The sequence below is a fragment of the Kitasatospora sp. NPDC003701 genome, assembly GCF_053587085.1.
Window position 1 is genome coordinate 221655 of record NZ_JBSFNM010000006.1, and the last position, 20111, is coordinate 241765.

Annotated in this window: 17 protein-coding genes; 4 read left to right on the top strand and 13 right to left on the bottom strand. The window is 74.4% G+C overall.

What is annotated here, in order from left to right; all coding sequences use genetic code 11:
• Window positions 1–161: 161 nt before the first annotated feature.
• From ACWDRR_RS08660 to ACWDRR_RS08670, 3 genes are all read right to left on the bottom strand, one after another.
• Entirely contained in the window at window positions 162–920 is a 759-nt protein-coding gene (locus ACWDRR_RS08660) for a beta-ketoacyl-ACP reductase (protein WP_449771430.1), read from the bottom strand.
• Window positions 921–1044: 124 nt separating this feature from the next.
• A complete protein-coding gene (locus ACWDRR_RS08665) occupies window positions 1045–2232 on the bottom strand; it encodes a thiolase family protein (RefSeq protein WP_449771431.1) in 1188 nt (395 codons plus the stop codon).
• 46 nt (window positions 2233–2278) lie between these two features.
• Entirely contained in the window at window positions 2279–3427 is a 1149-nt protein-coding gene (locus tag ACWDRR_RS08670; protein WP_449771432.1) for an acyl-CoA dehydrogenase family protein, read from the bottom strand.
• A 145-nt stretch (window positions 3428–3572) separates the two neighbouring features.
• On the opposite strand from ACWDRR_RS08670, the gene ACWDRR_RS08675 reads away from it, so the two are divergent.
• The gene (locus tag ACWDRR_RS08675; RefSeq protein ID WP_449771433.1) at window positions 3573–4280 is read left to right on the top strand and encodes a TetR/AcrR family transcriptional regulator C-terminal domain-containing protein; all 708 of its coding nucleotides are present in this window, start codon (window positions 3573–3575) and stop codon (window positions 4278–4280) included.
• Here ACWDRR_RS08675 and ACWDRR_RS08680 read toward each other — a convergent pair.
• The 7 genes from ACWDRR_RS08680 to ACWDRR_RS08710 all read right to left on the bottom strand — a co-directional run bounded on the left by ACWDRR_RS08680 (window position 4223) and on the right by ACWDRR_RS08710 (window position 13316).
• On the bottom strand, window positions 4223–5707 hold the full coding sequence (locus ACWDRR_RS08680) for a nitric oxide synthase oxygenase (protein WP_449771434.1): 1485 nt from the start codon (window positions 5705–5707) through the stop codon (window positions 4223–4225). The two genes, ACWDRR_RS08675 and ACWDRR_RS08680, sit on opposite strands and share 58 nt — an antisense overlap.
• 118 nt (window positions 5708–5825) lie before the next feature.
• Window positions 5826–7259: a sugar porter family MFS transporter gene (locus ACWDRR_RS08685; RefSeq protein WP_449771467.1), complete on the bottom strand. Its 1434-nt coding sequence runs from the start codon at window positions 7257–7259 to the stop codon at window positions 5826–5828.
• 116 nt (window positions 7260–7375) lie between these two features.
• Window positions 7376–8359: an L-histidine N(alpha)-methyltransferase gene (egtD, locus tag ACWDRR_RS08690; RefSeq protein WP_449771435.1), complete on the bottom strand. Its 984-nt coding sequence runs from the start codon at window positions 8357–8359 to the stop codon at window positions 7376–7378.
• A gap of 50 nt (window positions 8360–8409) precedes the next feature.
• A complete protein-coding gene (egtC, locus tag ACWDRR_RS08695) occupies window positions 8410–9147 on the bottom strand; it encodes an ergothioneine biosynthesis protein EgtC (RefSeq protein WP_449771436.1) in 738 nt (245 codons plus the stop codon).
• Window positions 9147–10580: an ergothioneine biosynthesis protein EgtB gene (gene egtB, locus ACWDRR_RS08700; RefSeq protein ID WP_449771437.1), complete on the bottom strand. Its 1434-nt coding sequence runs from the start codon at window positions 10578–10580 to the stop codon at window positions 9147–9149. The genes egtC and egtB overlap by 1 nt, the downstream gene beginning before the upstream one ends.
• Window positions 10577–11938, bottom strand: coding sequence for an ergothioneine biosynthesis glutamate--cysteine ligase EgtA (egtA, locus tag ACWDRR_RS08705; RefSeq protein WP_449771438.1), 1362 nt, complete (start codon window positions 11936–11938; stop codon window positions 10577–10579). Before egtA ends, egtB begins: the two co-directional genes overlap by 4 nt.
• Window positions 11939–12083: 145 nt before the next feature.
• Window positions 12084–13316 carry a MalY/PatB family protein gene (locus ACWDRR_RS08710; RefSeq protein ID WP_449771439.1) on the bottom strand — a complete coding sequence of 411 codons (1233 nt, stop codon included), beginning with the start codon at window positions 13314–13316 and terminating at the stop codon, window positions 12084–12086.
• 246 nt (window positions 13317–13562) lie between these two features.
• On the opposite strand from ACWDRR_RS08710, the gene ACWDRR_RS08715 reads away from it, so the two are divergent.
• The gene (locus ACWDRR_RS08715; RefSeq protein WP_449771440.1) at window positions 13563–14186 is read left to right on the top strand and encodes an antibiotic biosynthesis monooxygenase; all 624 of its coding nucleotides are present in this window, start codon (window positions 13563–13565) and stop codon (window positions 14184–14186) included.
• Here the strand turns inward: ACWDRR_RS08715 and ACWDRR_RS08720 are convergent.
• The 3 genes from ACWDRR_RS08720 to ACWDRR_RS08730 all read right to left on the bottom strand — a co-directional run bounded on the left by ACWDRR_RS08720 (window position 14183) and on the right by ACWDRR_RS08730 (window position 16958).
• Window positions 14183–14605 (bottom strand): hypothetical protein, encoded by a 423-nt coding sequence (locus ACWDRR_RS08720; protein ID WP_449771441.1) that lies wholly within the window; start codon window positions 14603–14605, stop codon window positions 14183–14185. The two genes, ACWDRR_RS08715 and ACWDRR_RS08720, sit on opposite strands and share 4 nt — an antisense overlap.
• Before the next feature lie 71 nt (window positions 14606–14676).
• Window positions 14677–15138 carry an SRPBCC family protein gene (locus ACWDRR_RS08725; protein WP_449771442.1) on the bottom strand — a complete coding sequence of 154 codons (462 nt, stop codon included), beginning with the start codon at window positions 15136–15138 and terminating at the stop codon, window positions 14677–14679.
• Between the two features lie 38 nt (window positions 15139–15176).
• Window positions 15177–16958 carry a glycoside hydrolase family 15 protein gene (locus ACWDRR_RS08730; protein WP_449771443.1) on the bottom strand — a complete coding sequence of 594 codons (1782 nt, stop codon included), beginning with the start codon at window positions 16956–16958 and terminating at the stop codon, window positions 15177–15179.
• Window positions 16959–17121: 163 nt separating this feature from the next.
• Between ACWDRR_RS08730 and ACWDRR_RS08735 the strand changes: the two genes are divergently transcribed.
• Together ACWDRR_RS08735 and ACWDRR_RS08740 are read left to right on the top strand one after the other, a co-directional pair.
• On the top strand, window positions 17122–17928 hold the full coding sequence (locus ACWDRR_RS08735; RefSeq protein ID WP_449771444.1) for an SAM-dependent methyltransferase: 807 nt from the start codon (window positions 17122–17124) through the stop codon (window positions 17926–17928).
• Window positions 17925–20039 (top strand): putative bifunctional diguanylate cyclase/phosphodiesterase, encoded by a 2115-nt coding sequence (locus tag ACWDRR_RS08740; protein WP_449771445.1) that lies wholly within the window; start codon window positions 17925–17927, stop codon window positions 20037–20039. Before ACWDRR_RS08735 ends, ACWDRR_RS08740 begins: the two co-directional genes overlap by 4 nt.
• The last annotated feature ends 72 nt before the right edge of the window (window positions 20040–20111 follow it).

Consider the following 20111-nt stretch of genomic DNA (forward strand, 5'->3'; position numbering starts at 1 on the left):
TCGGGGCGGTCCGGCCATCCCATCGATAGCCGCATGATCATGCCATAGTCATTTGGTACCCGTCGGCATGGTCGTGCCTGGCCACCGGAAAGGGTAAAGGCCGTCCCAGGCGAAGGTAACCCGACGCCGGGGACGGCCTTCTGACGAAACGTCAGTCGTGATCAGCGCGCCCCACCGTTGACGTACAGCGTCTGCCCGCTGACGTAGGAGGCGTCCTCACTGGCCAGGAAGGCGACCACCGAGGCGATCTCCTCGGGCCGGCCGACCCGCCGCAGCGGCGTCCGGGCGGAGACCTCCGCCTGGTGGTCCTCGGCCGTCGCGCCGACCCGCTCGGCGGTGGCGGCGGTCATCGGGGTGGCGATGTAGCCGGGGGCGACGGCGTTGACGTTGATGTTGAACGGACCCAGCTCGATCGCCAGCGTGGCGGTCAGGCCCTGGATGCCCGCCTTGGCGGCGGCGTAGTTCGCCTGGCCCCGGTTGCCGAGCGCCGAGCGCGAGCTGAGCGAGACGATCTTGCCGTACTTCTGCGCCACCATGTACTTCTGCGCCACGTGGCTGCAGTTGTACGCGCTGGTCAGATTGACCGTCAGCACCGTGTCCCAGTCCGGCCTGGTCATCTTGAAGAAGAGGTTGTCCCGGGTGATCCCGGCGTTGTTCACCAGGATGTGCACCCCGCCGAGGTCCCGGGCGACCTCGGCGAAGACCGCCTCCACCGCGTCGTAGTCGGCCACGTCGCAGCCGTACGCCCGCGCGGTGCCCCCCTTGGCGGTGATCTCCTCGACCGTCCCGGCGGCCCGCTCGGCGGTCAGGTCGACCACCGCGACGGCCGCCCCCTCCTGGGCCAGCAGACGCGCGGTGGCCGCGCCGATGCCCTGCGCCGCACCGGTGACGACGGCGACCTTGCCCGTGAATCGGGTCACGGCAACTCCTTCGATTGCGATTGCGCTTGCGATTGCGACGTCGATGTCGATGTCGATGAGAGAAGGGAACGGGACGGTGGCCGCGAGCCGTCGGTCGCTCGGGCCGGGTGCCGGCCCTCGGCGTTCAGGCGGATTCGACCAGGACGGCGGTGCCCTGGCCGACGCCCACGCACATGGTGGCCAGACCGCGCCGCGTGCCGTTGCGGCGCATCCGGTGCAGCAGGGTGGTGAGGATGCGCGCCCCGGAGCCGCCCAGCGGGTGGCCGAGCGCGATCGCCCCGCCGGTCGGGTTGACCAGCTCGGGGTCGAGGCCCAGCTGGTCGACGCTGGCGAGCACCTGGGCGGCGAAGGCCTCGTTGAGCTCGGCCTCCTCCAGGTCGGCGACCGACCAGCCGACCCGGCCGAGCGCCTTGCGGGTCGCGGGGACGGGCCCGATGCCCATCACGTCCGGGTGCACCCCGGCCGAGGCGCCGGCCACGTACCGGCCGAGCGGCTGCAGGCCCAGCTCGCCCAGGACGTCCTCGCTGACCAGCACCAGGCCGGCCGCGCCGTCGTTCATCGGCGAGGCGTTGCCCGCCGTCACCGTGCCGCCCGGGCGGAAGGCCGGCTTCAGCCGGGCGAGCTTCTCCGGGCCGGTGTCCTCCCGGATGCTCTCGTCCTGGTGGACGGTCACGCCGTCCGGCCGCTCGACCGGGATCAGCTCGGCGTCGAAGTGGCCGTCCTTGCGGGCGGCGGCGGCCAGCCGGTGACTGCGGAGCGCGAAGGCGTCCTGGCGCTCCCGGGTGATGCCGTACCGGGCGGCGACCTCCTCGGCGGTCTCGCCCATCGAGAGCACGCCGTGCAGGTCGGCCATCCGCGGGTTGGTGAGCCGCCAGCCGAGCCGGGTGTCGAAGGTCTCGATCCGGTGCGGCAGCGCCTCGTCGGGCCGGGGGAGGACGAAGGGGGCGCGGGTCATCGACTCGCAGCCGCCGGCCAGCACCACGTCGGCCTCGCCCGAGCCGATCGCCCGCGCGGCCAGGGTGACGGCCTCCAGGCCGGAGGCGCAGAGCCGGTTGACGGTGGCGCCGGGGATGCTGTCGGGCAGGCCGGCGAGCAGCACGGCCATCCGGGCGGCGTTGCGGTTGTCCTCGCCGGCCTGGTTGGCGGCGCCCCAGTAGACGTCGTCGATCCGGGCCGGGTCGAGGGTGGGGACGTCGGCGAGCAGGGCGCGCAGCACGGTGGCCGAGAGGTCGTCCGGGCGGACCGTGGCGAGCGCTCCGCGCAGCCGGCCGATGGGTGTGCGGCGGGCTGCGGCGAAGTAGACAGGACGCACGTCGTCGGGCTCCTTATCCAGTGGGGGGCGGATGCTCTGAGGGAGGTCAGAAGGCGTTGACGCCGGTGAGCGAACGCCCGATGAGCAGCTTGTGGATCTGGCTGGTGCCCTCGTAGAGGGTCATCACCCGCGCGTCGCGCAGGTACTTGCCGACCGGGTACTCGTCGATGAAGCCGTAGCCGCCGAACACCTGGAGCGCGTTGTTGGCGGCCCGGACGGCGGCCTCGCTCGCGTAGAGCTTGGCGACGGAGGACTCGGTGGCGAACGGCAGGCCGCGCTCGATGTGGTCGGCGACCTTCCAGGTGAGCAGCCGGGCTGCCTCGACGTCCACCGCGATGTCGGCGAGCAGCTCCTGCACCAGCTGGTGGGAGGCGATCGGCCGGCCGAACTGCTCGCGCTCGCCGGCGTACTGGACGGCGGCCTCCAGGCAGGCGCGGGCGATGCCGACGCAGCCGGCCGCGACCGACATCCGGCCCTTGGCCAGCGCGGCCATCGCCACGGTGAAGCCCTTGCCGAGCTCGCCGAGCCGGGCCGTGTCGGGGACGCGGACGGCGTCGAAGGCGAGTTCGGCGGTGGCCTGGCCGCGCAGGCCGAGCTTGCCGTGGATCTCGGTACGGGTGAAGCCGGGGAGGTCGGTGGGGACGAGGAAGGCGGTGATGCCCTGGTGGCCCGGCCCGCCCGTCCGGGCGAAGACGAGCGCGACATCGGCCCACGTCCCGTTGGTGATGAACATCTTGGCGCCGCTGATCAGCCAGTCCGTGCCGTCCCGGACGGCCCGGGTGGTGAGGTTGGCGGCGTCCGAACCGGTGCCGGGCTCGGTGAGGGCGAAGCAGGCGAGCGCCTCGCCGGAGGTGAGCCGGGGCAGCCAGTGCCGCTTCTGCTGCTCGCTGCCGTAGCTGTTGACCGACTTGGCGACCAGGCCGAGCGAGACCGAGACGATGCCGCGCACGGCGGAGTCACCCCGGCCCAGCTCCTCCAGGGCCAGGCAGTACGCGAGGTGGTCGCCGCCGCTGCCGCCGTACTCCTCGGGGATGGTGAGGCCGAGGAGGCCGATCGCGCCCAGCTTGCCGATGATCGCCCGGTCGACGGACTCGGCCCGGTCCCACGCGGCCGCGTGGGGGGCGATCTCGCGGTCGGTGAAGGCGGCCGCGAGGTCCCGGAGGGCGGCCTGCTCCTCGGACAGCTCCAGATTCATGGCGACACCTCGTCGGGTTCCGGCGAACTCTTCGGTAAACTAGCGCTGCAAGTTTTACCGGGACTGTAACCCCGACCGGGCCGCGCTGGGAAGAGGCGCCTGCCAGAATCGGTCCTCACCCCACTCGACCGGAGGAACCGCGACGATGGCCCGCCCGCGCACCCCCCTGCTCAGCCGCGAGCTGATCGTCGCCACCGCGCTGCGGCTCATCGACGCCGAGGGGCTGGACGCGCTCTCCACCCGCCGCCTGGCCACCGAGCTGTCGGTCAGCGGGCCGTCGCTCTACAACCACGTCGCGACCAAGGACGAGCTGCTGGACGCGGTGGTGGACAGCGTGATGGGCGAGGTCGACCTGTCGATGTTCACCGCCGGGGTGCCCTGGCCGGAGGCGCTGCGGGACTGGGCCCGCTCCTACCGCGCCGCCCTGGCCGCGCACCCCAACATCGTCCCGGTGCTCGCCCACGGCCCCGGCCGCCGCCCGAACGCGCTGCGGCTGGCCGACGCCGTCTTCGGCTGCCTGGTCGCGGCCGGCTGGCCGCGCGGGCAGGCCACCCGGATCGGCGCGCTGATGCGGTACTTCGTCACCGGCTCGGCGCTGGCCTCGTTCGCGGCCGGCTTCCCCGAGGACGCCGGGCTGTACGACGCCGCCGACTACCCGCACCTCGGCGAGGCCCACCGGCTGGCCGAGCACCGGGGCGCGATCGACGAGGGCGCCTTCGAGACCGGGCTCGAAGCGCTGCTCGACGGGTTGCGGCTGCGGTACGAGCGGACGGTGGACGGCGCGGGGGAGCGGGCTCACCAGGGCTCGCGCACCACGAAGGCGGGGCGCAGCGACGGGTCCACCGGGTCGTAGTAGCGGTGGTAGACGGGGGTCAGCCCGCCGGAGACCGGGGGCACGATCCAGCTCCAGTCGGCGGGGGTGGGCCGCCCGAGCCGCTTCTCCTGGGCGACGTGCTTCAGGAACCGCTCCGACTCGGTGTGGTGGTCGGCGATGGTCACCCCGGCCTCCTGGAACGAGTGCAGCACCGCCACGTTGAGCTCCACCAGCGCCCGGTCGCGCCAGAGCGTGCGGTCGCTGGAGGTGTCCAGGCCGAGCCGGTCGGCGACGGTGGCCAGCATGTCGTACCGGTCGGCGTCGGCGAGGTTGCGGGCGCCGATCTCGGTGCCCATGTACCAGCCGTTGAACGGGGCGGTGGGGTAGCGGACGCCGCCGATCTCCAGCGTCATGTCGCTGATCGCGGGCACCGTGTACCAGCGCAGGCCCAGCTCGGCGAACCAGGCGTGGTCGGGGTGGGTGAGTTCGACCTCCAGGGTGGTGTCGTCCGGCAGTTCGTACCACTCGGGGCGGGCGCCGGGCCGCTCCTGCACCAGGAGCGGCAGCACCTCGAACCGCTCCTCGCCGCACTTCCAGCCGAGATCCCGGGCGCGGGCGGCCAGTTGCGCGCCGGCCGGGTCGCCGACGATGCCGTGACCGGTGGGGTGGCCGGCGTAGCGGACCAGCTGCTGGTTGAGGATGCGGGCGGCCGGGCGGCCGGGCCGGTCGGGAGCGAACACCGAGATCACCGGGCGGATCCGCCCGCCGTTGGTGGCCACCCGCAGGTGCTCGAAGCACTCGGTGGCGATGTCGTCGGCCGAGGCCAGGTGCCGCAGGTCCCGCACCACCAGGCTGCGCCAGTACAGCCGGCCGATGCAGCGGGCCGCGTTGCGCCAGGCGAGCCTGGCGCCGTAGGCGAGTTCGGCGGGGGTGTGCTGGTAGGTGCCGGTGCGGTCGATCTCGTCCAGGACGGCCAGCACCCGCCCGGTCGGGTCGCCGGCGCCGGGCTGCTCGCGGTGGAACTGGCGGACGAAGTCGGCGGCCGCGTCGGGGTCGGTGAAGTGCTCGGCGTCGGCGCAGTGGCCGTCGTCGGCGCAGTGCTCGGTGTCCGAGCGATGACCGGCATCGGGTCGGTGCTCGCTGTCGGAGCGATGACCGGATCCCGATCGACGCTCGGTGTCCGATCGGTGCTCGCCATCGGTGCGGTGCTCGCCGTCAGCGCGGTGCTCGCCGCCGACCGGGCGTGCCGGATCGGCGCGCCCCACGTCGACGCGGTGCTGGACGCCGGTGCCGTGCACGGTGCCGAGCACGGGCTCGGGCCCGCGCGGCGACCCGGGTGCCGGGTGCGCGTGGGCGAACGGGCAGCCGCCGCCCGTCGCCGGTACCGGTGCTGCTGCCGGTACCGGTGCGGGGCGACGGGTGCTGCGGATGCTGCGGGTGCGAAGCCGGTCGAAGATCAAGGACACATCCCTCCTGCCGAACAGGAGTACCGGAGGTGTGCGCCCGGCCGCAGAGAGTGAACGATTCGGCCCCCGCACCCGCGCCGAGGCGCTAGGGTGCGGGGGCCGAAGTCCGACTGTCGGATCAGCCCATGTCCTCCAGCCGGACGCCCTTGGTCTCCTTCATGAACTTCGCCACGAAGACCACCGACAGCGCCGCGAAGGCCGCGTAGACCAGGTAGGTCGCCGAGAGGTTCCAGCGCGAGAGCGAGGGGAACGACACGGTGATCGCCCAGTTGGCGATCCACTGCGCCGAGGCGGCGACCGAGAGCGCGGCGGCGCGGATCCGGTTGGGGAACATCTCGCCGAGCATCACCCAGACCACGACGCCCCAGGACATCGCGAAGAAGAGCACGAAGGCGTTGGCCGAGATCAGCGCGACGGTGCCCTGGAGGTCCGGCAGGGAGACGTTGTCGCCACTGCCGGTGGCCGAGGAGAACGCCCAGCCGCAGGCGGCCAGCGCGACGGCCATGCCGGCCGAGCCGATCAGGGCGAGCGGCTTGCGGCCGATCCGGTCCACCAGCAGGATCGCGACCACGGTGCCGAGGATGTTGATGACCGAGCCGATGAAGCTGATCAGCAGCGAGTTGCTCTGGTCGATGCCCACCGACTGCCAGAGGATCGACGAGTAGTAGAAGATCACGTTGATGCCGACCAGCTGCTGGAAGACCGAGAGGCCGATGCCGACCCAGACGATCGGCAGCAGGCCGAACCGGCCGCCGAGCAGGTCACCGAAGCGCGGCCGGTGGTCGGAGGCGATCAGGCCCTGGATCTCGGCGATCCGGGCGTCGGTGTCGGAGCCGGTGCCCTCGACGTCGGCGAGCACGGCCCGGGCCTCGTCCAGGCGGCCGGCCGAGATCAGGTAGCGCGGGGACTCGGGGATCATCGAGGAGAGCACGAAGTAGACGGCGGCCGGCACGACGCAGATGCCGAGCATCCACTGCCAGGCCTCCAGGCCGAGCAGCCGGCCGCGGGTGTCGCCGCCGGCGGCGTCCGCCAGGACCCAGTTGACCAGCTGCGAGATCGCGATGCCGAGGACGATCGCGGCCTGCTGGAAGGAGGCCAGCCGGCCCCGGTAGCGGGTCGGGGCGACCTCGGCGATGTAGGTCGGGGCGATCACCGAGGCGATGCCGATGGCCGCTCCGCCGAGCACCCGCCAGCAGGCGAGGTCCCAGGCGGCGAACGGCAGCATCGAGCCGACCGCGCTCACCGCGAAGAGCAGCGCGCCCGCCTTCATCACCTTGATCCGGCCGTACCGGTCGGCGAACCGCCCGGCCAGCGCGGCGCCCACCGCCGAGCCCAGCAGCGCGGACGAGACGATCAGCCCGGTGACGCCGTCGCCGACGCCGAACCTCTCCTGGATGCCGGAGACGGCGCCGTTGATCACGGAGCTGTCGTAGCCGAACAGGAACCCGCCGAGGGCCGCGGCGGCGGTGATGAAGACGACGAAGCCGAGGCGGTCGGAGGATCGGGCCTCCGCCGCCACGGGCTCCGAGGGCTGCTGGGTGACGCTCACGATCTTGACTCCTGATACTCAACGCTGAGCTTTGGTAGCCGAGATCGTAACCCGTCAATGTTCAAGTGTTGTACGTGGGATGCCCGACAAGTCCCCTTGCTGATTAGTAAAGTGAACTGTCAAACCCCGGTCTCCACCGGCGAGGCCAGGGAGAGCCCGAACCGGCCCTCCTCGTCCGTCCACCAGTGGCTCAGTCGCAGGCCGGCCGTGGCCAGCTCCTCGGCCACCCGCTCCCGGCGGAACTTGGCCGACACCTCGGTGCGCAGCTCCTCGCCCTTCTCGAAGTGGACCGGCAGGTCCAGCGCCGGGATCTTCACGGTCTGGTCCTGCAGCGAGCGCAGCCGCATCTCGATCCACTCCCGCTCCGGGTCCCAGAGCGCCACGTGCTCGAAGGCGGTCGGGTCGAAGTCGGCGGACAGCTCCCGGTTCAGCACGTTCAGCACGTTGCGGTTGAACTCCGCCGTCACCCCGGCCGCGTCGTCGTAGGCGGCCACCAGCACCCGCGGGTCCTTGACCAGGTCGGTGCCGAGCAGCAGGAAGTCGCCCGGGTCGAGCGCGGCGCGCAGCCCGCGCAGGAAGGCCGCCCGCTCGGTGGGGAGCAGGTTGCCGAGGGTGCCGCCGAGGAAGGCGACCAGGCGGGGCCCGCCCTGCGGCGGCAGGCCGAGGCGGGCGGTGAAGTCGGCGAGCACCGCGTGCACCGACAGCTCCGGGTACTCCAGGGCGAGCGCCTCGCCCGCGCCGGTCAGGGCGCTCTCGCTGACGTCCACCGGGACGTAGCTGTCCAGCGTGCCGAGGTCGCGCAGCGCGTCCAGCAGCAGCCTGGTCTTCTCCGAGGAGCCGGAGCCCAGCTCCACCAGGGTGCGGGCCCGGGTGGCGGCGGCGATCTCGCCGGCCCGGGCGGTCAGGATGGCCCGCTCGGCGCGGGTCGGGTAGTACTCCGGCAGCCTGGTGATCTCCTCGAACAGCTCGCTGCCCCGGGCGTCGTAGAACCACTTCGGCGGCAGCCACTTGGGATCGGCGGTCAGTCCCTGCTGGACGTCGTGGTGCAGGGCGGTGCTGAAGTGGTCGGCCGGCAGCAGTCGGGCGAGATCAAAGGTGCTCATGACAGATGGATCCTCTGTTCAAAAAGTGAAGGGGAGAGGAGCGAGAGGGTTCAGAGCGGGCGGACGGTCACGCCGTCCGGGCCGGCCAGCAGCAGCGAGCGGTCCGGGACGACGGTCCAGTCCGGGTGGTCGTCGTAGGGCTCGGAGGCCACCAGCACGCCCGTACCCGGCAGGCTCCGGTGGTGCAGGGTGTCGCCCCAGGCGGTGGCGGCGATCGCACGGCCGTCGGTGAGCAGCAGGTTGAGCCGGCCGGTGGTGTGCGCGGCCACGTCCGCGACGGTGCCGGCCAGCGCCTCGCCGAGGCCGGCGCCCGCGCGCAGCCGGTGCAGGGCCAGTCCCCAGAGCAGCGCCGAGTCCGTCCGGGCCGGCAGCTCCAGCAGCTCGGCCGGCGCCAGCCGACCGGCCAGCGCGTCCAGCTTGTCCGGCCAGCCGGCCACCGCGCCGTTGTGGCTGAACAGCCAGCGCCCGGCGGCGAACGGCGCGGCCGCCTCCTCGCCCGCCGCGCAGCCCTCGGTCGCCGAGCGGACGGCCGCCAGCAGCGCCCGGGTGCGGACCACCCGGGCGAGGTCGGCGAACGAGGCGTCCGCCCAGATCGGCCCGGCCCGCCGGTAGCGGGCCGGCGTCTCGTCGCCGTCCGCGTACCAGCCGAGGCCGAAGCCGTCGACGTTGACCGTGCCGTACTGCTGCGCCCGGGGCGCCCAGGACTGCCGGTGGAGCCCGAACGGCGGCTCCACCAGCAGTTCCCGGGGCGTCACCGGCTCGCCGAGGTAGGCGAGGTGCCGGCACATCAGCCGGCCGCCACGTCGGCCGCGGTGCGGAACCCGGCGAAGATCTGCCGCCGGATCGGGTAGTCCCAGTTGCGGAACGTGCCGCGGCAGGCCACCGGCGCGACGGCGAAGCAGCCGCCGCGCAGCACCTTGTACTCGGGCCCGAAGAAGACCTCCGAGTACTCCTTGTACGGCCAGGCCCGGAAGCCGGGGTAGGGGTCGAAGTCGCTGGCCGTCCACTCCCAGACGTCGCCCATCAGCTGCCGTACGCCGTGCGGCGACTCGCCGGCCGGGTAGCTGCCGGCCGGGGCCGGGCGCAGGTGGCGCTGGCCGAGGTTGGCGTGCTCCGGCGCGGGCGGCCCGTCGCCCCACGGGTAGCGGCGGGAGCGGTCGGTGGCCGGGTCGTGCCGGGCGGCCTTCTCCCACTCCGCCTCGGTCGGCAGCCGCCGGCCCGCCCACCGGGCGTAGGCGTCCGCCTCGTACCAGCTGACGTGCAGCACCGGCTCGTTCTCGGGCACCGGCTCGACCGTGCCGAACCGGCGGCGCAGCCACTGGCCGCCCTCGCGGTGCCAGAACAGCGGGGCGCTCAGCTCGGCCCGCTGCCGGTGCTCCCACCCCTGGGCCGTCCACCAGCGCGGGTCGTCGTAGCCGCCGTCGGCGATGAACCGCAGATACGCGCCGTTGGTGACGGGGGTGGTGTCGAGCCGGAAGGCCGGCAGGTCGATCCGGTGCGCCGGGCGCTCGTTGTCCAGCGCCCACGGCTCGGTGTCCGTCCCCATGGTGAACGGGCCGGCGGGGACGAGTACGTCGGCGGGCAGCGTGGCCGCGTCCGCCGGTGCGGGCGGTGGCGGGGGAGCGGCCAGCGCGGGCTCGCCGCGGCGCAGCTGGTGGGTGATCAGCATGGTCTCGTCGTGCTGCTGCTCGTGCTGGGCGATCATGCCGAAGGCGAAGCCCGCGTCCAGCAGCGGAGCGCCCTCCAGCGGGCTGGCCTCCAGCAGGTCGAAGACCCGGCCGCGGACTTCGTGCGCGTAGGCGCGGGCCTCGGCGGGCGGCAGCAGCGGCAGGCTGGGGCGCTCGGCGCGCGGGTGCTCGAAGGCGTCGTAGAGCGGGTCGATCTCCGGGCGCATCGGCTCCCGGCCGCCGATGTTGCGCAGCAGCCAGAGCTCCTCCTGGTTGCCGATGTGGGCGAGGTCCCAGACCAGCGGCGACATCAGCGGGGAGTGCTGGGCGGTGAGGTCGTGGTCCTCGACGCAGTCGGTCAGCGCGGCGGTGCGGGTGCGGGCGGCCAGCAGCTCGGTGGCGATCGCCTCGCGCAGGGCCGCCGGCGGCAGACCCGCGGGCGAGACGAGGGCGGCCGAGGCGGAGGCGGACGGTGTCGCGGCCGGCGGGCGGGTGGCCCCGGGGCCGGTCGCCCCGGCCGTGCGGGAGCCGGTCGGGCGGGCGTCGTCGATCATGGTGCGGCCTCCTCCGGGGGAGTGCGTCGGGTGCCGGAGCGCAGGGCGTCCAGCTGGTCGTCGGCCGGGCAGCGGCCGCGCGCGGGGTAGCGCTCGGCGAACTCGGCGACGGCGCTGCGCAGCCGCTCGGCGCCGGGCAGGCGGCCCAGCGCGGCGTCGGCGGCGGCGAAGCAGGCGAGGGTGGCGCGGCGCAGCGCGGGGTCGGCCACCGCCAGGGTGGCGGCCCGGCGCCAGGCGTCGCTGCGCGGCGGGCGCGGGCCGTCGGCGCACTCCAGCGGCTCCAGCGCGGCCAGCGCGGTGTCGGCGGCCGTCGGGTCGTCCAGCAGCGCGGTCACCAGGGCCGCGGGGACGATCCAGCCGTCGCCGGGCTGGGCGTCGATCATCCGCAGCTCCAGGTGGCCGCGCGGGCGGACCGGCGGGAAGAGCGTGGTGCGGTGGTAGTCCAGGTCGGCCAGGGTGGGCGGGCGCGGGCCGGCGCCGCGCAGCCAGTCGGTGAAGGTCAGCCCGGCCGGCGCCGTCCACGGCAGGCCGTCGGGCCGGCGGATGCAGAGCACCTCGGCGTCCAGCACGTACCTGGTCCACGCCTCGCGCGGATCGCCGTGGTCCGGGGCGGGTGCGAGGGTGCGGGTGGGGTCCATCCGGGACCAGACGATCTGCCGGGTGGACCGGTGGCCGGTCGGCTTGCCGTCCAGCAGGGGCGAGTTGGCGAAGGCGGCGACCAGGACGGGCCCCAGCCGGTGGGTCAGGCGCCAGCGGCGGTCCAGTGCGTGCGGGCCGTCGGCGGCCCCCGCGTCCAGGCAGACCTGCACGGAGGCGGTCCCGGTCATCATGATCCGGCCCCAGGGCCCGGCCGAGTTGAAGAATCGTTCCATCGCGAGATAGCGCGGGTGGTCCAGGACCATCTCACGGGGGCGGGCCAGGGGGTCGGTGCCGGTTCCGGTGAGCCGCAGGCCCTGGGCCGCGAAGGCGGCCCGCAGGGTGGCGAGATCACGCCGGGTGTCGTCGACGCAGGCGGTGAGGCCGTCGGCGGGCGGGGAGCTGAGCTCGACCTGTCCACCGGGTTCGAGGGTGAGGCGGGCACCGGAGGGGAGACACGTCCCGTCGGCGCCGCCCAGCGGCAGCGATTCCAGTGCGGCGTGCAGCCGCTCCGGTAGCACGGGGCGGGTCGGACATCGGTCGTCGTGGACGAACCACTCGACCTCGACACCGACCAGCCGGGGCGGTCCGATCTTGAAACAGACACCGGCCATGTGGCGACGCGCCGTCGATTCGGTCAGCGGAGTCACCGTGCCGGGCGGCGGATCGGCGCCCTGCCGGGCGGTCGGGCTGGTCGAGCTGGTCGGGCGAACGGGTATCACCGGACTCACCATCCTCGGGATCACGATTGCGGCCCGGTCTACCCTGCCCAGTCTGCTACGGACCATGCCGGGGCGCTCCGCAAACATCTCGTGAAGACACGTCGTCGCAGGTCAAAGGTGGTGCAATCGGGTGATGGCGGGCCGTTCAGAGCTCTTTCAGGCGGTGCAGGGCCTGGGCCAGCACCGGCTCCGGCAGCGCGTAGTTCAGCCGCAGCGAGCCCTCGCCGCCGGGGCCGAAATCGGCGCCGTCGGAGGCCTCCAGGCCGCACCGCGCCAGCAGCGCCGCCCGGGCGCCGACGGCCGGCAGGCCGAGCGCGGCGGCGTCCAGCCAGAGCAGGTAGGAGGCCTCGGGCGCGGAGCGGACGGCCGCGCCGAGCAGACCGGTCAACCGGTCCCGGGCGCCGGCCAGGTGGTTCAGCAGCGCGTCCAGCCACGGGCCGCCGCGGCGCAGCGCCGCCCCCTGCACCACCTGCTCCAGCAGCCCGCCCTCCCACAGGCCGTAGCCGGCCATCACCCCGGTGAGCCGCTCGCGCAGCGCCGCGTCCGGGACGAGCGCGAAGCAGCTGGGGACGCCGGAGGTGTTGAAGGTCTTGCCGACCGAGTTGAGCGTGACGGTCCGCTCCCGGTACGGGCCGGCCACCGCGACGGCCACCGGGTGGCGGTGGCCCGGGTGGGTGAGGTCACCGTGGACCTCGTCGGAGATCAGCACCCCGCCGGCCCCCGCCGCCGCCCCGGCCAGCGCACGGACCTCCGCCGCGGTCCAGACCCGGCCGGACGGGTTGTGCGGGCTGCTCAGCAGCACCGCCCCGGCCCGCTGCCCGGCGAAGGCGTCGAGCGGCAGCCGGTAGCCGGCCTCGTCGCGGGCCAGCGGCAGCTCCCGGTACGGCAGCCCCGCGGCCCGGCAGAGCTGGGCGAAGCCGCCCCACTCCGGCGTCGGGAACAGCACCGGCCCGGCCGGGCGCACCGCCTCCAGCAGCAGTCGGACGGCGGTGCGCGGCCCGAACGGCAGCAGCAGCACCCAGGCCGGGTCGATCTCCACCCCGTGCCGCTCCCGGTACCAGCGGGCCACCAGCGGCCGGCCGGCCGGATCGCACACCGTGTAGCCGTAGGCCGGGTGTCCCGCCCGCCGGCGCAGCGCCGTCGCGACGGCCGGCGGCCCGGGCAGGTCCATGTCCGCCAGGCCCATCGCGATCACACCGGCCGCGCCGCCGCCCGTCCGGGCCCACTTGCTGCTCCCGGTGCCGGCCCGGTCGAAGGGCTGCGCGAAGAGCCGGTCGAGGCGTCGGTCGGAGCGCCGGTCGGTGGCCCGACCGACGGGTCGGTCGTGCGGCCGGTCGTCGGGCCGGTCGGAGCCGGGGTCGTCCGACGGGGTCGTCATGGCGGGCCTCCCGGGCGGCGATGGGTCGGTCCCGGGCCACGCTAACCGCCCGGGCCCGGCCGGTCACCAGGGCGCGGGCGGGCCGGTCCCGCCCCGCCGCTCCACCCGGCCCGCGTCCCGAGGAGCGGGCGGCGCGGGCGTGGGCGCCCGGCGGGGCCGTACGCTGCGGGACGCCACGCCCGGGGCCGCCCGGGGACACGGGCACGTACGGGGCACGCACCGGGGGCACGGGGAAGGGCGGGACTCATGGGACTGCGCGAACGGACGGATCCGGCGGCGCGGCCGGGTAGGGCGGTCGGCGGCGGGCCGGACGACGAGGTCACGCTGTTCGTGGCCCGCCGGGTCGAGCCCGGCCACGAGGAGGCGTTCGAGCACTGGGCGAAGGGGATCCTCGCCGCGGCCGCCGGGCACGAGGGCAACCTCGGCACCGGACTGCTGCGCCCGGCCGGGCCGGACGACCCCTGGCACCTGCTGCTGCACTTCCGCGACGGCGCGGCGTTCCGCTCCTGGCAGGCCTCACCGGCCCGGGCGGCCTGCTTCGCGGCGGCGGACGGGCACCACCACGAGGTGCACCGGCACGAGATCCTCGGCATGGAGGGCTGGTTCGCCACCACCCGGTCGGCGGCGAAGGGCCGCCCGCCGGTGCGCTGGAAGATGGCGGTCGCCTCCACGGTGGCGATCGCGCCGCTCACCGTCACCGCCGGCCTGCTGCTCACCCCGCACCTGGCGGGCCTGCCGGTGGCGGTCCGCGCCCTGGTCACCGCGCCGCTGATCAGCGCGCTGATGACGTACGCGGCCCTCCCGGTGGTGACGCGCCTGCTGCGCGGCTGGCTGTTCGGCCGCGCGGACCGGCCCGGGCGGAGCGGTTAGAACGTCTCCCAGTCGTTGTCGTCCGGCGTGTTGAGCGTGTTGACGCGTTGGCCCTCGGCGGTGTCGAAGGTGTCGCTGGCGATCTTGAACGAGCTGCCGTCGGTGCGCTTGCCGTACAGCACGACCTGCTCGTGCTGCTCGCCCTTCAGCGACTGGTTGATGCACGTGCCCGGCTGGGCGGTCGCCGTCTTCAGGTTGCCGCGCTTCGGGAACACCGCGTACGACGGGTAGCTGCCGCGTGAGCACAGGGTGAACGCGGGTGCGAGCGTCGGAGTGGTCGTGACGGTCGCCCCGGCCCGCGGCACCGAGGTCTGGGCGGCGGCGGTGCCGCCGCTGAGGGTGGCGACGCCGGCGGCCATGGCCAGGCCCGCGGCGACGGCCAGACCTGCGGTCTGGGCGGTGCGCTTCGTCGTGCGCATGAGAACTCCCGAGGGTCACCGGGCGCCCGGTGCGCCCTGCCCCCTTCAACGGGTCGTTCGATCTTGCCGGTTCACCGAGGCCGGTCGTGCGGGGCCGCCAGGTGGGCGGCCAGGCCCCGGCGGCCGCGGTACATCATCACGGCGTGGTTGGCGCGGAACACCGGGTGCAGGGGGAGGGCCAGGCGCCGGAGCAGGGCCCGGCCGGGGCGGGCGTCCTCCTCGAACAGGGCGCGGGCACCGGCGCCGTCCGCCTCGACCGTCCAGCGGGACCAGCCGACCAGGTCGCCCCGCAGGGCGACCTCCAGCACGCCGGCCGACGGGTCGCGCCGCACCGCGGTCAGCCCGATCACCAGCCGGTACGGCAGCAGCGCCCGCACCACCACCTCGCCGGTGTCCGGGCCGTCCTGCCGCGCCGAACGGATCTCGGGCCACCAGAGCGGGTAGCCCGGGACGTCCGCCAGCGCGGCGTACACGGCGGCGGGCGACGCGGCCAGCCGCCACACGTCGCGGAACCGGTAGTGGTTGAGGTCCACGGCCGCACTGTAGGGCCTGCCGCCCGGCCCCGGAGGCCTTACGGCGGCTCGGTCAGCGTGAAGGCGGTGTTGACCAGCGCGACGTGGGTGAACGCCTGCGGGGTGTTGCCGAGTTGGCGGCGGGCGCGCGGGTCCCACTGTTCGGAGAGCAGGCCGAGGTCGTTGGCGAGCCCGACCACCCGGGCGAACAGCTCGCGGGCCTCGGCCCGCCGCCCGGTGGCGGCGAGCGCGTCGGCGAGCCAGAACGAGCAGGCCAGGAAGGCGCCCTCACCGCCGGGTAAGCCGTCGGTGTGCCGGTGCGCCCGGTAGCGCAGGACCAGTCCGCCGTGGTCCAGGCCGTCCCGGACGGCGTCCACGGTGCGCACCACGCGGGGGTCGTCCGGCGGCAGGAAGCCGCTCTTGACGACGAACAGCGTGGCCGCGTCCAGGCCCTGCCCGCCGTAGTGCTGGACGAAGACGCCGCGCCGACGGTCGTAGCCGTTCGCGCAGACGTCGGCGTGCACGGCGTCCCGCATCGCCCGCCAGCGGGCGACGGGTGCGGGCAGCCCGGTGGCCTCGGCCAGCCGCACCGCGCGGTCGGCGGCGACCCAGGACATCACCTTGGAGTGGACGAAGTGGCGCCGCTCGCCGCGGATCTCCCAGAGGCCCTCGTCGGGATCGCGCCAGTGCTGCTCCAGGTACTCCATGAGGGCCCGCAGCAGGGTCCAGACGTGGCGCTCCATCGGCAGGCCCGCCAGCAGCGCCAGGTGCAGGGTGTCCACCACCTCGCCGTACACGTCGAGTTGGAGCTGGTCGACGGCGGCGTTGCCGAACCGGACCGGCCGGGAGCCCTCGTAGCCGGGCAGCCAGTCGGCGGCGGTCTCGCCGAGGACGCGCTCACCGGCGACGCCGTAGACGGTCTGCAGGTCACCCGGGTCGCCCGCGATGGCGCGCAGCAGCCAGCGGCGCCAGGCCGCGGCCTCCTCGCGGAAGCCGCCGCGGAGCAGCGCGGAGAGGGTCATCGAGGAGTCGCGCAGCCAGCAGAACCGGTAGTCCCAGTTGCGGGTGCCGCCGATCCGCTCGGGCAGCGAGGCGGTGGGCGCGGCGACGATCCCGCCGGTGGGCGCGTAGGCGAGCGCCTTGAGGGTGAGCAGCGAGCGCAGCACGGCGTCCCGCCACTCGCCGTGGTAGCGGCAGCCGGCCGCCCAGAGCCGCCAGTCGCGCAGGGTGGCGAGCAGCGCCTCCTCGGGGTCGGAGCGCGGGGAGGTGGGCAGGTGGGAGGGCTGCCAGGTGAGGACGAAGGGGACGCGCTCGCCGGCGGTGACGGTGAAGTCGGAGACGGTGACGCCGTCCACCCCGTAGGTGTGGACCTCGGGCGGGACGCGCAGCCAGGCGGAGTCGGGCCCGGCGACGGCGACCCGGTGCCGGCCGGTGCGGCGCACCCACGGTTCGATCCGGCCGTAGTTGAACCGCAGCCGCAGCTCGCCGCGGACCGGGACGCTGCCCTCGACGCCCTCGACGATCCGGATCAGCTGCGGGGAGCGCTGGCCGCCCCGGCCGCGCTGGGGCATGAAGTCGGTGACCCGCACGGTGCCCTCGGCGGTGTGCCACTCGCTCTCCAGCACCAGGCTGTCGCCCCGGTAGCGGCGGGTGGAGCACTGCGCGGCGCCGGTCGGGGCGATCCGCCAGGCGCCGTGCTGCCGGTCGCCGAGCAGGCCGGCGAAGCAGCTGGGGGAGTCGAACCGGGGCAGGCAGAGCCAGTCGACGGACCCGTCCCGCCCGACCAGGGCGGCGGTCTGCAGGTCGCCGATCAGGGCGTAGTCCTCGATGCGTCCGGCCATCGGGTTCATTCTCCGGCCGCGGTGCGCCGTCGGCAGGACGAGGCGATTCCGCTTGCACGCGTTCGGCGTGCAGAGGAGGATCTTTTGTGCTTGTAGTCTCATCAGAACCAGCTGTCCCTTTGGGCTGCTGGTTTACCGGAACCGGAGCGAAGGAGTCCCGAGGATGCGGCGACCGAACTGGGTACCGGAGGGCACGGACCTGGACAAACCGAACGCCGCGCGGGTCTACGACTACTACCTCGGTGGTTCGCACAACTTCGAGGTGGACCGGGAGATGGCCCGCCAGGCCATCGCCCTGTGGCCGGAGCTGCCCCAGATCATGCGCTCCAACCGGGCCTTCCTGCGCCGCGCGGTGCAGTTCGTCGCCGAGCAGGGCATCACCCGCTTCCTGGACATCGGCTCCGGCATCCCGACCTTCGGCACGGTGCACGAGATCGCCCGGGCGATCCGCCCCGAGGCCGAGGTGGTCTACGTCGACCGCGACCCGGTCGCCGTCGCGCACAGCCGGCTGCTGCTGGCGGAGGACGAGGGCTGCTCCGTCGTCCAGGCCGACGTGCGGGACATCGACGACCTGCTGGGCCGCCCCGAGGTGACCGCCCTGCTCGCGGCCGGCGAGCCGGTGGCCGTGCTGCTGGTCGCCGTCATGCACTTCGTCAGCGACTCCGAGGACCCGTGGAAGCTGCTCGCGGTGCTCCGCGAGGCGCTCCCGCCGGGCAGTGCGCTGATCCTCTCGCACGCCTCCCTGGAGGGCCGCCCCGACCAGGCCGAGGACCACCAGAAGCTGTACCGGATGACGCCCACCCCGCTGACCATGCGCACCCGCGAGCAGATCACCGCGATGTTCGCCGGCTTCGAGCTGGTCGAGCCCGGTGTGGTCTACCTCCCGCAGTGGCGCCCCGAGCAGCCCGAGGCGGTCGGGCGGAACCCCGAGCGGATGACCGGGATGGCGGGCGTGGGGTTCCGCCCGTGAACGAAGCGCCGGTAGCGGGCAGCGCCGAACGGTTCCACGAGGACTGGGCGCGGCTGCTCTCCGGCGACCACGCGACGGCGGTCCACCCCGGCCAGCTCGGCAGGCTGGTCTCGCGGACCGCCGCGCTGCTCCACCGCGCCCAGCTGGGCGAGCCGTTCGAGGCGCGACTGGCGGCCCAGGCCGGCGCCGAACTCGTCGACGCGCACTTCACCGACCCGGTGGTGCTGGCCCGGGCCGTCGAGCTGCTCCAGGAACAGCCCGCCACCGACGACCGCGGGCCCGCGCTCTGCGGTGCCTTCGCGGCCGGCTGGGCGGCCGCCCTGCGCGAGCGGACCCTGCGCGAGCAGGAGGCCATCCGCACCGCCGCCGACACCGCCCGGCTGGAGGCCGAGCGCGCGCTGCGCGCCTCCGAGGCCCGGTTCCGCGCGCTGTTCGAGAGCGCGGCGATCGGCATCGGCATCGGCGACACCGAGGGCAACATCCTCGCCGTCAACAAGGCGCTCCAGGAGCTGTTCGGAGCCGCCCCGGAGGACATGCAGGGCCGCCGGGTCGGCGACCTCGTCCACCCCGAGGACACCCCCGGCGTCTGGGAGGCGTACGAGGAGCTGATCAGCGGCAAGCGGGACTACTTCCAGTTCGACAAGCCGTACTACCGGCACGACGGCGAGGTGGTCTGGACCCACCTCACGGTCTCGCTGATCCGCGACGACGACGGCCGCCCGCAGTACCAGGTGGCGATGCTGGAGGACATCACCGACCGCTACCGGCTCCAGGAGCGGCTGCGCCACCAGGCCACCCACGACCCGCTGACCGGGCTGCCCAACCGGGCCGCCTTCTTCGAGCGGCTGGAGAAGCTCTTCGAGGAGCCGGACCCGGGCGCCCGGTTCGGCCTCTGCTACGTCGACCTCGACGGCTTCAAGGTGGTCAACGACAGCCTCGGCCACGACACCGGCGACCAGCTGCTGGCCGCCGTCGCCGCCCGGCTGAAGGCCGCCCTCACCCCGCTCGGCCACCTCGTCGCCCGCCTCGGCGGCGACGAGTTCGTCGTCCTGCTGGAGAACTGCCGGGGCGAGCAGGAGGCCGTCGCCGCCGCCAAGACCGTCCTGAAGGCGCTCGCCGGGCCCGTCCTGATCGGGGATCACAAGCTCGCCGTCGGCGCCAGCGTGGGCGTGCTGGAGCGGCGGGTCTCGACCACCACGCCGGGCGCCGCCGTCCGCGCCGCCGACCTGACGCTGTACCGGGCCAAGGAGGCCGGCCGCGGCCGCTGGACGCTCTTCGACCCCAAGGAGAACGCCCGCGCCGTCAGCCGGTACGCGGTGTCGGTCCGGATGCCGGCCGCCCTCGACCGCGGCGAGTTCTTCATCGACTACCAGCCGCTGTACGCGCTGGCAGACGGCCGGCTGGCCGCCGTCGAGGCGCTGGTGCGCTGGCGCCACCCGCAGCTCGGCGTGCTGGGCCCGGACGAGTTCGTCACCACCGCCGAGGAGACCGGCCTGATCATGCCGCTCGGCCGCTGGGTGCTGGAGCAGGCCTGCGGCCAGGCGGCCGACTGGATCAAGCGGTTCGGCGACGACGCGCCCCAGCTGAACGTCAACCTGGCGGTCCGTCAGGCCCGCAGCGCCGCCCTGGTGACCGACCTCGGCCGGATCCTGGACTCCACCGGCCTGGACCCGGCGCGGCTCCAGCTGGAGATCACCGAGTCCACCGTGGTCGGTCCGGAGGACGAGGCGCTGCGCACCCTGCACGGGCTGGTCGACCAGGGCGTCTCGCTCGCCGTGGACGACTTCGGGACCGGCTGGTCCAACCTGGCCTACCTGCGCGACCTGCCGGTCTCCGGGCTGAAGATCGCCGGCTCCTTCGTCGGCGACCTGCACGACCCGACCAAGGACGCGGCCACCGGCTGGCGGATCGTCAGCGGCCTGGTGTCGATGGCGCACGCGCTGGGCCTGACCGTCACGGCCGAGGGCGTGGAGACCCGCCGGGACGCCGAGCGGCTGCGCGGCATCGGCTGCGACTGGGCGCAGGGCTGGCACTTCGGGCGGCCGGTGCGACCGGCCGAGATCGCCCGTCGGATCGCCGAGGAGCCGGGGGGCCGGCCGGTCGGCGGCTGACCGGCGGCTGACCGGCGGTTGACCGGCGGCGGGTCCCGGGGCGGTCCCGGGGACGCTCCCGGGGCGGGTCCT